This window comes from Rhodovulum sp. ES.010, from assembly GCF_900142935.1.
Taxonomy (GTDB): domain Bacteria; phylum Pseudomonadota; class Alphaproteobacteria; order Rhodobacterales; family Rhodobacteraceae; genus Rhodovulum.
In genome coordinates this window covers 850,058-863,079 of the sequence record NZ_FSRS01000001.1, presented here as the reverse complement: position 1 = coordinate 863,079, position 13,022 = coordinate 850,058, and the positions used below count along the sequence as shown (strand labels likewise).

General features: G+C 67.1%; 13 protein-coding genes. 10 read left to right on the top strand and 3 right to left on the bottom strand.

Translation table 11 applies throughout. The annotated features are described in order from the left end of the window. Positions 1–8 precede the first annotated feature (8 nt). Positions 9–311 (bottom strand): virulence factor, encoded by a 303-nt coding sequence (locus BUR28_RS04355; protein WP_074219017.1) that lies wholly within the window; start codon positions 309–311, stop codon positions 9–11. 438 nt (positions 312–749) lie between these two features. On the opposite strand from BUR28_RS04355, the gene BUR28_RS04350 reads away from it, so the two are divergent. From BUR28_RS04350 to BUR28_RS04340, 3 genes are all read left to right on the top strand, one after another. Continuing rightward, complete coding sequence (locus tag BUR28_RS04350; RefSeq protein WP_074219016.1) at positions 750–1,331, top strand: hypothetical protein; 582 nt, start codon at positions 750–752, stop codon at positions 1,329–1,331. A gap of 64 nt (positions 1,332–1,395) precedes the next feature. Next, positions 1,396–2,508, top strand: coding sequence for a Ppx/GppA phosphatase family protein (locus BUR28_RS04345; protein WP_074219015.1), 1,113 nt, complete (start codon positions 1,396–1,398; stop codon positions 2,506–2,508). 75 nt (positions 2,509–2,583) lie between these two features. Next, complete coding sequence (locus BUR28_RS04340; RefSeq protein WP_074219014.1) at positions 2,584–3,297, top strand: RlmE family RNA methyltransferase; 714 nt, start codon at positions 2,584–2,586, stop codon at positions 3,295–3,297. Positions 3,298–3,395: 98 nt separating this feature from the next. On the opposite strand, the gene BUR28_RS04335 is transcribed toward BUR28_RS04340, so the two are convergent. Further along, positions 3,396–3,989: an outer membrane protein gene (locus BUR28_RS04335; RefSeq protein ID WP_074219013.1), complete on the bottom strand. Its 594-nt coding sequence runs from the start codon at positions 3,987–3,989 to the stop codon at positions 3,396–3,398. Positions 3,990–4,191: 202 nt separating this feature from the next. Further along, entirely contained in the window at positions 4,192–5,064 is an 873-nt protein-coding gene (locus BUR28_RS04330) for a MurR/RpiR family transcriptional regulator (protein WP_074219012.1), read from the bottom strand. Positions 5,065–5,186: 122 nt separating this feature from the next. Here BUR28_RS04330 and BUR28_RS04325 point away from each other — a divergent pair, with 122 nt between their 5' ends. The 7 genes from BUR28_RS04325 (at position 5,187) to BUR28_RS04295 (ending at position 13,019) form a co-directional block, all read left to right on the top strand. Further along, a complete protein-coding gene (locus tag BUR28_RS04325; RefSeq protein WP_074219011.1) occupies positions 5,187–5,948 on the top strand; it encodes an N-formylglutamate amidohydrolase in 762 nt (253 codons plus the stop codon). After that, positions 5,945–6,451, top strand: a complete 507-nt coding sequence (locus tag BUR28_RS04320) for a TRAP transporter small permease subunit (RefSeq protein ID WP_074219010.1) — start codon at positions 5,945–5,947, stop codon at positions 6,449–6,451. Before BUR28_RS04325 ends, BUR28_RS04320 begins: the two co-directional genes overlap by 4 nt. Next, entirely contained in the window at positions 6,451–7,953 is a 1,503-nt protein-coding gene (locus BUR28_RS04315) for a TRAP transporter large permease (RefSeq protein ID WP_074219009.1), read from the top strand. The genes BUR28_RS04320 and BUR28_RS04315 overlap by 1 nt, the downstream gene beginning before the upstream one ends. A 64-nt stretch (positions 7,954–8,017) precedes the next feature. Continuing rightward, positions 8,018–9,058 (top strand): TRAP transporter substrate-binding protein, encoded by a 1,041-nt coding sequence (locus BUR28_RS04310; protein WP_074219008.1) that lies wholly within the window; start codon positions 8,018–8,020, stop codon positions 9,056–9,058. A gap of 63 nt (positions 9,059–9,121) precedes the next feature. Beyond that, the gene (locus BUR28_RS04305; protein ID WP_074219007.1) at positions 9,122–10,489 is read left to right on the top strand and encodes a glutamine synthetase family protein; all 1,368 of its coding nucleotides are present in this window, start codon (positions 9,122–9,124) and stop codon (positions 10,487–10,489) included. 1 nt (position 10,490) lies between these two features. Beyond that, entirely contained in the window at positions 10,491–11,870 is a 1,380-nt protein-coding gene (locus BUR28_RS04300) for an aldehyde dehydrogenase family protein (protein WP_074219006.1), read from the top strand. Between the two features lie 3 nt (positions 11,871–11,873). Then, positions 11,874–13,019 carry an iron-containing alcohol dehydrogenase gene (locus BUR28_RS04295; protein WP_074219005.1) on the top strand — a complete coding sequence of 382 codons (1,146 nt, stop codon included), beginning with the start codon at positions 11,874–11,876 and terminating at the stop codon, positions 13,017–13,019. The last annotated feature ends 3 nt before the right edge of the window (positions 13,020–13,022 follow it).

Here is a 13,022-nt window from a genome sequence, read left to right as displayed (position 1 = left end):
AAGCCCGTTCACGCGTGATCCCATCCGGAAGCCGCGATCAGCGCCTTGAGCCGGGCGGTGTCGTAATCCGCCTCCAGCCGGGCCGCCTCGGCCTCGGCCAGCGCGGCTGCCTCGCCCTCGCGTTCGACCGGGGCAGCGCGCCGCCACTCGGCGAGGTAGGCGTCGGTGTCCCGTGCCCCCACCTGCATCGCGCAGCGGTCGATCGCCTGCTCGAAGCGCTCGGACAGCACACGCTTTTCCGCCCGGCGGCCCTTGCCCACGATCACCTGGGCGGGAATGTCGCGCCAGTAGACGATGGTGAGGTCGGGCATCTGATTCCCCTTCTTCCGTAAGCCGCTTGTAATTCTTCGAAGTCGTGCGGCGGCGCCGGTTTCCGACAGAATGGATCGGGCTTGCGACCTGACGCCCGGTCGTGGGGGCTCGCGCGGGCGGGTGACGGGGGCGCGGCCTGCGCAAGGGCGCCCGGGCGGGGCCGAATCGCGTTGCCGTGGGCGCAGGACCGGGGCCGCAATGCGGTACGATTGGTGCGCCCTCGGCGACGCTCGACGTGTTGGCCGCGACTGTTCGCCCAAAGGGGACGGATTAACGCTGATAAATCGCGAAAATGGCAGGATCGGGGCATTTGTGCGACGACCTTGGGCGCGGTGATCGTGGGGGCGAGCCGCGGGGCCGTTTGCGTGGGGGTGCGGCCGAATGTCGGGCCGGCCGGGCGTCCGAAGGGGCGTCGGGCCGGCCACTGGGGGTAACATATGAAACCGAGCTCCAAGACCGCCGCAGCGGCGGTGATTCTGCTTCTTTGCATGACGGGCGCCGCGCCGTCGACGGCGTGGCTCGACGCGCGCCCGTTGGTCGGCGGGGACAGCGCGCGGGCGGTGTCCGCGACGCGCTGGTCCGGCGCGCGCGGGCGGCTCAGCGCCCTGGCAACCGGCCTGTGCCTGCGTCCGGGCCACGGGCTTTGCATGGCGCCGGGGGCCGGTCAGTGCCATGCGCCCGCCGAGGCTGGCGCCGCGATCTGCCCGCCCTTGCCCGCTGGTCCGGCCGAGGCGGTGCCCGAGCGGGTCGCCGACGCGGCGCCGGTGACGATCCCCGGCTGGGCGCTCGCGCCGGTGACGGCCGGGCCACCCGTCTGGGGCACCTCCGGTCCCGGGGGCGGTCGTCCCTCGGGTCCTGTCGCCTGGCTGCCCGACGCGTCGGGCGCCGGGCCGGAGGCGCTGGCGACCGACATTGCGCCGCCCGCGAGCGGCCCTGCGGTGGTGCCCTTGCCGCCTGGTCTGATTCTTCTGCTCGGCGGAATTGCGGCCCTGGCGGGATTGCGGCGCAAGCCCGGCTGAACCGCGTTGCAACGTCGCGGCTCTGCCGCTACGTTTGGGACAACCAGTTCCGGAGGGCGATTTGATGGCGCCCAGGCGTCCGACTGGCGCGGGCGCGTTCCCCAAGGCGGTTGCAACCTCCGCGCCACCCCCGCCAGATCCGGCTTCGCTCTATGCGGCGCTCGATCTCGGCACCAACAGTTGTCGCATGCTGATTGCCCAGCCGAAGGGCAACCAGTTCCATGTGGTCGACAGCTTCTCGAAATCGGTGCAACTGGGCACCGGGCTGGAAAGCTCCGGCCGTCTCAGCCGCGCCTCGATGGCCCGCACGGTGCAGGCGCTGCGCATCTGCAAGGGCAAGCTGGAAAAGCACTCGGTGGCAAGGATGCGGCTGGTCGCGACCGAGGCCTGCAGGCGGGCCACCAATGCGCGCGAGTTCATCCGCATGGTCAAGCGCGAGACCGGGCTTGCCTTGGAGATCATCGAGCCCGAGGAAGAGGCGCGGCTGGCCGTCGTGTCCTGCGCGCCCCTTGTCTCGACCCGCACCCAGCAGCTTCTGGTGGTCGATATCGGCGGCGGCTCGACGGAGCTCGTCTGGATCGACATCTCGGCGGTGCCGCGGGCGGAACGGCCACGGGCGATCATGCGGCTTCACGCGGGTTTCCACATGGCCGACAGCCCGTTCCCGGCGGCGCGCGTCGTGGACTGGATCTCGGTGCCGCTGGGGGTGGCCACGCTGCGCGAGCAGTTCGACGATGTCGAGGACGACGCCGCGCGCTTCGCGTTGATGAGCTGGTTCTTCGAGGAAAACCTCGCCGAGTTCGCGCCCTACAGCGCCGTGCAGGAGACCGAGGGGTTCCAGATCATCGGCACCAGCGGAACGGTCACGACGGTGGCCGCGAGCCATCTGGGGCTGCGCCGCTATGACCGGACCAAGGTGGACGGGCTCAGGATGACCACGGCCCAGATCGACGCGGTGATCCGCAGCTATCTCGATCTCGGGCCCGCGGGGCGCCGGGCGGACCCGCGGATCGGCCGCGACCGGCACGCGCTGATCATGTCGGGGGCCGCGATCCTGCAGGCGCTGATGCGGGTCTGGCCGACAGATCGGCTGTCGGTGGCCGACCGGGGCTTGCGCGAGGGACTGCTCTACGCGCAGATGAGCGCCGACGGCGTGCTGGAGGACGGGCCGTTCTGACACCGCCGAGGCGGTGCGCAGGAGTATTTGGACCAAGAAGAAGACAGGGGCCGCGCCGGGGCGCGGGTGGCAGGCATGGCAGGCAAGCGCGGGTCGAGCGGGCGCGGGCAGCGCGATCTGAAGGTCAAGGTCAAGACGGCGCGGGGGCGGCGGCTGTCGTCCACGCGCTGGCTGGAGCGGCAACTGAACGACCCTTACGTAAAACGCGCGAGGGCCGACGGTTATCGCGGGCGGGCGGCCTACAAGATCCTCGAACTCGACGACAAGTACCGCTTCCTGATCCCCGGCGCGCGGGTGGTGGACCTCGGCTGCGCGCCGGGCGGCTGGTGCCAGGTCGCGGTGAAGCGGGTGAACGCGCTGGGGGAGAAACCCGGCAAGGCGGTGGGTCGTGTCCTCGGCATCGACCTGCAGGAGGTGGAGCCGGTGCCGGGCGCCGAGATCCACCGTCTGGATTTCCTGGAGGAAGGCGCCGACGACAAGGTGAAAGACTGGCTGGGCGGCAAGGCGGACGTGGTGATGAGCGACATGGCGGCGGCATCGTCGGGCCACAAGCAGACCGACCATTTGCGGATCGTGGCGCTGTGCGAGGCGGCGGCCGAGCTTGCCTTCGATGTCCTGGAAGAGGGCGGCACCTTCGTCGCCAAAGTGCTGGCTGGCGGCGCCGAGAGCGAGTTGCAGACGGTTCTGAAGCGGCGTTTCGACAAGGTCGCGAATGTCAAGCCGCCGGCGAGCCGGTCGGACAGTTCGGAAAAGTTCGTGGTCGCGACGGGATTCCGGGGGGCAGCGTGATCGGCCCGCCCGCGATCGGCGCGCGGAGAGCGGCGTTCTGAAAGCGACGGCCGCGGCAGGTCTTGCCGCGGCCGTCGCCGTCCGGTTTGTAGGCTGGCCTAGAACTGGAAGCCCACCTTGAGGTGGATCGTCTGCACCTCGACATCGTTGAAGTCGTGGTACTGATACTCGCCACCGATGGTCCAGTTGTTGCCGAGGCTGTAGTCGTAGCCGAAGCCGGCGAGCCAGCTGTCGTTGCTGGCGTCCAGCAGGTCGCCGGGGTCGCCGTAATCGCCATAGGCATAGCCGATGCTGCCGTACATCAGGCCGCGGGGGCCGACTTCGCGGCCCGCGACCAGCTTCAGCCGCGCCATCTCGTCGAAATCGACGTTCTGTCCGAGGCTTTCGACGGTCAGGTCGGCCCAGTCGTACTGGAACTCGGGACCGAGATACCAGCCATTGCCGAGGCCGAAGCGATAACCGATGTGGAAGCCGCCGATGATGCTGTCATCGTCGAAATCGCCCGGATCGAGGCTGAAATCGCCGAAGGCATAGCCCAGTTGGCCGCCGGCATACGGGCCGTCCCAGGAGACGGCCGGCGCCGACGCCGGCGCTGCCACCATCGGTTGCGGCGGCATCGGTTCGGGGCCGGCGGCAAAGGCTGCGCCGGTGGTCGACAAAAGAAGAACTGCAGTCGCTGTCAGTTTCGTCATCGTGAGACACTCCCTTTCTGGAGTCGGGATTTGATCTCACTGCCCCTCGTGACCGAGAGAAACACATGCGTCGGGTGCAAACAAGGCATCGCCTCTTTCCGTGCGTATAACATTGCCGCGCGTGTGGATTATGCGACAACTATCGCGTCACCCCGCCACGGGGCAGACGAGGTGTGACCTCATGCGCCCCGTTCCCTTCGGCTCAGGTGAACTTTCGGAACAATCCGGTTCGATCGAACATCTCGTCCAGCCCCTCCATCCGCGTCCGCGTCTCGCCCCAGCCGCGTTCCTGCACCGCGGCGATCAGCGTCTCGACGAGCAGCAGCGTCGTGACCGACGAGTCCCAGGCCGAAGGGACCACTGTGCGGCTGGTAAGCACCGTCCGCGCCAGTCGGTGGACGGGCGAGCGCCACTGATCGGTAAACAGCACGATCTCGGCGCCGCGCTCGGCGGCCATCTCGGCAAGGCGCAGCGTGGCGTTCTCGTAGCGGCGCACGTCGAAGATCACCAGCACGTCGCCGCGCGCCAGATCGAGCAGGGAATGCGCCCAGGCGTTGGGCTGGCCATGAAAGGGCACCACGCCGGGGCGGACCATTTGCAGATGCAGGAACAGGTAATCGGCGAGCGTCCGGGTGATCCGACCACCCACGACATGGACCCGGCGTGCGGGGTCGGCGATCAGATCGCAGGCGGTGTCGAAGCACGCGGTGTCGATCTGGGCGAGGCTGTGACGGATATTGCCGATCACTGCCTCGGTGAAGCGGTTGAGCGCGTGCCCGCCCGGCGCGCCCTCGGCCCAGGTCTCGCGCCGGGCGACGGGGCCGGATATCCGCGCCTCTAGTTCGGATCTCAGCGCGCGCTGGAACTCGGCATAGCCCTTGAAGCCCAGCTTCTGCACCATGCGCGCCACCGTCGGGGTCGAGACCTCGGCGGCCTGGGCCAGCTCCGTGATCGTGCCGAGGCCGGAGACCGGGTAGCTTTCGAGAATCGCATGGGCGAGCTGACACTCGGCGCGGGTCAGCTCGTCGAGCCGCGCCTGCAGGCGGTCGGCGATGGTTGGGGCGTCTCCGGGCAAGATCGGACCTCTTTTGCTCAATATAGCGTCAGGTCGAAAATGGTTGAAGAGGAAGTTTCAGGAAAGGAATTGACAGGTGTGTAGGCGGTGAAGAAACCTGTTCGGGCAACAGGGAGTCTTGCATGCCCGAACATGGGAGCGACGCGTCGGAGCATCGGCCGCTGGTGGAGAATGCCGGCGGTGCGGGTCCGTTCGTCGTGGTGTGCGACCATGCGTCAAACGCCATCCCGCCCGGGCTCGCCCGGCTGGGCCTTGCGCCCGGCGACGAGGCGAGCCACGCCGCCTGGGACCCCGGCGCGTTGGGTGTTGCACGCGCCCTGTCGGGTGCGCTGGACGCGCCGCTGGTGGCGGCTGCCGTTTCGCGTCTGGTCCATGACGTGAACCGCCCCGAGGGCTCGGCCGAGGCGATGCCGAAGCGCACGGAAACCGTTACCATACCGGGCAATGCCGGCTTGACCATGGCGCACCGGGCCGCGCGTGGGCGGCGGTACTACGTGCCGTTCCATGCCGCCATCGAAGAGGTTTACGCCGCGCGGCCAAAGGCGGCGCTGGTCACGGTGCATAGCTTCACCCCGGTCTGGCACGGGACGCGGCGCGCGGTGGAAATCGGCATCGTTCACGATAGCGACAGCCGCCTTGCGGATGCGATGCTGGCCCGGCCGCCCGCCGGGCGCCGCGCCGGGCGCAACGATCCCTATGGACCGGAACACGGGGTCACCCATACACTTCGTCGGCACGGGGTGGAGAGGGGGCGCCTCAACGTCATGTTGGAGATCCGCAACGACCTTGTCGCCGATGCGGAGGCCGAGGCCGCGATGGGGCGGATGCTGGCCGAGTGGGTCGCCGCGGCGCGGGCCGATCTGGGACAGGGGGCGGGGGCATGACCGCCTTCATGCGTGCCTATGTCCGCATCGTCGATGGTGCGAACTATCACATCGGCCGGGTGATGATGTACGGCATCTTCGTGATGGCGGCGATCCTGCTTTGGTCGTCGATCTCAAAGACCTACTTCCTGCCTTCGCTCTGGACACTGGAGATGGCCCAGTTCGCCATGGTCGCCTATTACATCATGGGCGGGCCCTACTCGATGCAGCTCGGCTCGAACGTCCGGATGGACCTGTTCTACGGCCGCTGGTCGGTCACCACGCGCGCCTGGGTGGACAGTTTCACGGTGCTGTTTCTGATCTTCTTTCTCGGCGTGCTGCTTTATGGCGGCATCGACAGCCTGCTTTACAGCCTGCAATACACCGAGCGCAGCCCGACCGCCTGGCGCCCCGTGCTCTGGCCGATCAAGACGATCATGTGCATCGGTATCGGGCTGATGCTGCTGCAGGCGATCTCGGAGCTGTTCAAGGACATCGCGCATATCAGGGATATCGAGATTTGATGTCCTACGAGATGATCGCCCTTCTGATGTTCGCGTCGATGATGCTGATGCTGTTCACCGGCCAGCGGGTGTTCGGCGCCATCGGCGCTGTGGCGGCGATCGCGGCGCTAACGCTGTGGGGGACGGGCGGGTCGAACATCCCGTTCTCCTCGGCGATGAAGTTGATGAAATGGTATCCGCTGCTGACGCTGCCGATGTTCATCTTCATGGGCTACATCCTGTCCGAGAGCCGGATCGCGGACGACCTCTACCGGATGTTCCATATCTGGATGGGCACAGTCTCGGGCGGCCTGGCGATCGGGACCATCGGGCTGATGGTTCTGATCTCGGCGATGAACGGCCTCAGCGTCGCGGGCATGGCGATCGGGGCGACCATCGCGCTGCCGGAACTGCTGAAACGCGCCTATGACAAGCGGATGGTGACCGGCGTGATCCAGGCGGGATCGTCGCTCGGGATCCTCGTGCCGCCCTCTGTCGTGCTTGTGCTCTATGCGATGATCGCGCGTCAGCCGGTCGGGCAACTGTGGCTGGCGGGGATCCTGCCGGGGTTGATGATGGCGGCGATGTTCATCATCTACATTTATCTGCGCTGCCGGATCACGCCCAGGCTCGGTCCGGCGATGAGCCATGACGAACTGGCCGAATACGACCGGGTCTCGGACCGCCCGGTGCAGATCAACTTCCTGGTGATCGGCGCGCTGATCGGTCTGCCGGCGCTGGTCTACGCGGGCGTCCTGCTGCCTGAGAACGCGCTGTTGGCGGGGCTGGGCCTCGGGCTTGCCGCCTGGCTGACCCGCAAGCTGTCCTTCCTGCATCTCGACATCTTCATGCGCGAGAAATACCGGCTGCTGTTCGCGGGCCTGCTGCCGCTGGTGATCTTCGCGGTGATGATGGTGCCTTTCGTCAACGGCTGGACCTCGCTGGTGGAAAGCTCGGCCATCGGGGCGCTGACCGCGTTCGTCGCGGCGGTGGTCAAGGGGCGCATGACGCGCGAGGTGTTCGAGAACTCGGTCCGCCAGACGCTTGCCGTCTCCTGCATGTTCATGTGGATCATCCTCGCGGCCCTGGCCTTCGGCGCGGTGTTCGACGGGCTGGGGGCGGTCCGGGCGATCGAGAACCTGTTCACCGAGCAGTTGGGCCTCGACCCCTGGATGATCCTGATCCTGATGCAGCTCAGCTTCCTGCTGATGGGCACCTTCCTCGACGACACCGCGATGCTGGTGATCGTGGCGCCGCTCTACATCCCGCTGGTCGACGCGCTCGGCTTCGACCTGATCTGGTACGGGGTGCTCTACACGATCACCACGCAGATCGCCTACATGACGCCGCCCTTCGGCTACAACCTGTTCCTGATGAAGGCGATGGCGCCCAAGGAGATCGGGCTCAAGGACATCTACGCCTCGATCATTCCCTTCGTCGGCGTGATGATCGTGGCGCTGGCGACGATCATGGCCTTCCCCCAGATCGCGCTGTGGCTGCCGGAACTGGTCTATTCGAGATGACAAGAGCCCCGGCAAAGGGGCCCGAAAACGGGGCAGGGACGCCCCACCAACAAGGAGTGAGACGATGACCACAAGACGCAAGTTCCTTGCCGCCGCCGGCGTCGGCGCCGCCGCCGCCGGCCTTGCCGCGCCCGCCATCGCGCAATCGACGATCCGCTGGCGGATGCAGACCTATGCCGGCCCGGCGCTCGCCGAGCATGTGATCAAGCCCGCGATCGACACCTTCAACAAGATCGCCGGCGACGAGATGGAGATCGAACTCTACACCGCCGACCAGCTGGTGCCCACGGGCGAGCTGTTCCGCGCGATGCAGTCGGGCACGATCGACGCGGTGCAGTCCGACGACGACTCGATGGCCTCGCCGACCGAGGTGACGGTGTTCGGCGGCTATTTCCCCTTCGCCTCGCGCTACTCGCTCGACGTGCCGGTGCTGTTCAACCAGTACGGCCTGAACGACATCTGGGCCGAAGAATACGCCAAGGTCGGGGTTCAGCACATCTCGGCCGGCGCCTGGGACCCGTGCCATTTCGCCACCAAGGACCCGATCCGCTCGCTCGAGGACCTCAAGGGCAAGCGGGTTTTCACCTTCCCGACCGCGGGGCGGTTCCTGTCGCAGTTCGGCGTGGTGCCGGTGACGCTCCCCTGGGAGGATATCGAGGTCGCGGTGCAGACCGGCGAACTCGATGGCGTCGCCTGGTCGGGCATCACCGAGGATTACACGGTGGGCTGGGCCGACGTGACCAACTACTTCCTCACCAACAACATCTCGGGCGCCTGGATCGGCCATTTCTTCGCCAACCAGGACCGCTGGAACGAGGTGCCGGAACGGCTTCAGGCGCTGATGCGGGTCTGCTTCGAGCAGTCGCATTACTACCGCCAGTGGTGGTACTGGGGCGGCGAGGCGCGGCTGCGCGTCGACGGCGAGAAGATGGAGCTGACCTCGATCCCCGATTCCGAATGGGACCAGGTCGAGGAGGCGGCCCGGACCTTCTGGGACGAGATCGCCGCGGAGTCCGAGACCAAGGCCCGCGTCGTCGAGATCTTCAAGCAGTACAACGCTGACATGCAGAAGGCCGGCCGGCCTTACCGCTACAGCCAGGCGTAAGCCTGAGGGGGCGCCCCGGCCGGGGCGCCCCCTTTCCGTCACCGCAAGACCAAAGAGGCCCCGATGCCCGGCAACCTGACCCTTGACGCGCTGACCAAGCTGGTCGACGACGGCCAGATCGATACCGTGATGATGGCCCAGATCGACATGCAGGGCCGGCTGATGGGCAAGCGCTTCCATGCGCGGCATTTCGTGGAACACGGTGTGCACGAGACTCATTCCTGCAACTATCTGCTGACCGTCGACCAGGAGATGGAGCCGGTGCCAGGGTACGCGTCGGCCAGCTGGGCGCAGGGCTACGGCGACTACATGATGAAGCCCGACCTCTCGACGCTGCGCCTCACCCCCTGGGCCCCCGGCGCGGCGCTGGTGATCTGCGACACGCTGGAACATGACGGCAGCCGGCCGATCGCGGTTTCGCCGCGGGCGATCCTGAAGGCGCAACTGGCCCGACTGGCCGAGAAGGGCATGGACTGCAAGGTGGCTTCGGAACTGGAGTTCTACGTCTTCCGCCAGGGCTTCGAAGAGGCCCATGACGGCGGCTATCGCGACCTCACGCCGACGAGTCCTTACAACGAGGACTACCACCTGTTCACGACGGCGCGCGAGGAAACCCTGATGCGCGCCGTGCGCAACGGGCTCTACGGCGCCGGCATCCTTGTCGAGAACTCCAAGGGCGAGGCCTGGGCCGGACAGCACGAGATCAACGTCAAGTACTCCGATGCGCTCGACAGCGCCGACACTCATGTCATCACCAAGCAGGCGGTCAAGGAGATCGCGCTGAAGCTGGGCCACGCCGTGACCTTCATGGCAAAATATGCCGACGATCCGGCCGGATCCTCCTGCCACATCCACCAGTCGATCTGGTCTTCGGACGGCGTGCCGCTGTTCCTCGACGAGGGGGACCCGCACGGCATGGCCGACACGATGCGCGCCTATGTGGCGGGGCTGTTGAAATACGCCTCCGACTTCACATTGTTCCTCGCGCCCAACATCAACAGCTACAAGCGTTACGTCGCGGGCACCTTCGCGCCGACCAAGGCCGTCTGGTCGCGCGACAACCGCACGGCGGGCTACCGGCTGGTGGGCGAGAACTCCAAGGCGATCCGCATCGAGAACCGGGTGGGGGGCGCCGATCTCAACCCCTATCTCGCCTTCGCCGCCCAGATCGCCGCGGGGCTTGCGGGCATCGAGGAAGGGCTGGACTTGGAGCCCGAATTCACCGGCGACGCCTATACCGGCGAGGGCATTCGCGAAATACCCAAGACATTACGCGCCGCCATCGAGACCGCCGACGGCTCCGCCATGCTCCGTGCCGCGTTGGGCGACGACGTGATCGACCACTACGTCCACGCCGCTCGCTGGGAACAATCCGAATACGACCGCCGCGTGACCGACTGGGAAGTGGCCCGCGGCTTCGAAAGGGCCTGACATGACTGAAAGTCTGAAATGCATCTCTCCCGTCGACGGGAGCGTTTTTGCCGAGCGCAGATTGATGCTTCTCGACGAGGCGGTCGACGCGGTGGCGCTGGCGCGCGCCGCGCAGCCCGCCTGGGCCGCGCGCCGGATCGCGGAACGCGCCGAGATCGTGCGCAAGGCGGTTGCGCTGATCGGCGAGGCGAATGACGAGATCGTGCCCGAACTCGCCTGGCAGATGGGCCGCCCGGTCCGCTATGGCGGCGAGTTCGGCGGGTTCCAGGAACGCGCGCTCTACATGGCGGACATCGCCGAAGCGGCGCTGGCCGATATCGAGATCGAGCAGACCGCGACGTTCGCCCGCTACGTCCGTCGCTTGCCGCAGGGCCTCGTGCTGGTCGTCGCGCCCTGGAACTACCCGTACATGACCGCGATCAACACCGTCGCGCCAGCCCTGATCGCCGGCAATGCGGTGATGCTGAAGCACGCGAGCCAGACGCCTCTGGTGGGGGAGCGCATCGTGAACGCCCTGCGCGAGGCCGGGGTGCCCGACGACATCGTGCGCAACGTGTTCCTCGGCCACGACACCACGTCCAAGCTCATCGCCGCGGGCGCCTTCGATTTCGTGAACTTCACCGGATCGGTCGGTGGCGGCAAGGCGATCGAACGCGCCGCAGCGGGCACCTTCACCGGTCTGGGGCTGGAACTCGGCGGCAAGGACCCCGGTTACGTTATGGAAGATGCCGATCTTGAGGTGGCGGCCGACGGTTTGATGGACGGGGCGATGTTCAACTCCGGCCAGTGCTGCTGCGGGATCGAGAGGATTTATGTCGCCGACAGCGTCTACGAGCCCTTTGTCGACAGATGCGTCGAGATCGTTTCCAAGGCCAAGCTCGGTAACCCGCTGCACCCCGAGACGACCATGGGCCCGATGGCGCAGACGCGGTTCGCCGATCTGGTGCGCGCGCAGACCGAGGAGGCCGTCGCGGCAGGGGCGACTCCGCTGATCGACCGCGCGCTCTTTCCCAACGATGACGGCGCCTACCTGATGCCGCAGATCCTGGTGGACGTGGACCACTCCATGCGGGTGATGCGCGAGGAAAGCTTCGGCCCCGTCGTCGGCATCATGCGCGTGAGGGACGACGCGGATGCGATCGAAAAGATGAACGATTCCGAGTTCGGCCTGACCGCCTCGCTCTGGACGCGCGATGCCGCGCGCGCGGCCCGGGTGGGCGACGGGATCGAGACCGGCACCGTATTCATGAACCGCTGCGACTATCTCGACCCGGCGCTGTGCTGGACCGGGTGCAAGAACACCGGCCGCGGCGTGGGACTGTCGGTGCTCGGCTACCACGCGCTGACCCGTCCGAAATCCTACCACCTCAAGAAAGGCTGAAACATGAGCCTCACCGCCAACTGGTCCTACCCCACCGCCGTGCGCTTCGGGGCCGGGCGCATCGCCGAATTGCCCGAGGCGTGCATTGCCGCGGGCATCAAGCGTCCGCTGCTTGTCACCGACCGCGGCCTGGCGCAGTTGCCCATCGCCGGGCAGGTGCTGGACATCCTCGACGCCGCCGGACTCGGCCGGGCAATGTTCGCAGAGGTGGACCCGAACCCGACCGAAAAGAACATGGAAGCCGGCGTCGCCCTGTTTCGCGAGGGTGGCCATGACGGCGTCATTGCCTTTGGCGGCGGGTCGGGGCTCGACCTCGGCAAATGCGTGGCCTTAATGGCCGGTCAATCGCGCCCGGTCTGGGATTTCGAGGATATCGGCGACTGGTGGACCCGCGCCGACGCAGACGCCATCGCGCCCATCATTGCCGTGCCGACGACTGCCGGAACGGGGTCCGAAGTCGGCCGCGCGGGCGTCCTGACGAACCGCGAAACTCACGAGAAGAAGATCATCTTCCACCCCAGGATGCTGCCCGCGGTCACGATCTGCGACCCCGAACTCACGGTGGGCATGCCCCCTGCGATTACCGCCGGCACCGGGATGGATGCGCTTGCTCATTGCCTGGAGGCCTATTGCTCGCCCCATTACCACCCGATGAGTCAGGGGATCGCGTTGGAGGGTATGCGACTGGTCAAGGAGAACCTGCCCCGGGCCTTCCACGACGGCACCGACATCGAGGCGCGCACGCACATGATGGCGGCCGCGGCGATGGGCGCGGTCGCGTTCCAGAAGGGGCTTGGCGCCATCCACGCGCTGTCGCACCCGATAGGTGCGCATTACGGCACCCATCATGGCACCACGAACGCCGTGGTGATGCCGGCGGTCCTGCGCTTCAACCGCGCGGCCGTCGAGGAACCGCTCGCCCGCGCGGCGGCCTATCTGGGGATCGAGGGCAACTTCGAGGGCGTTTGCGATTTCGTGGCTCGCCTGAACGCCGAACTTGGCATTCCCGAAACTCTCACGGCGCTGGGCGTGTCGAATCCCGATCTGGACCGCTTGGTCGCCGACGCGCTCAAGGACCCTTCGGTCGGCGGCAACCCGGTGGAGATGACCGAGGCGAACACCCGCGCGCTGTTCGAGGCCTGCATGTAAGCC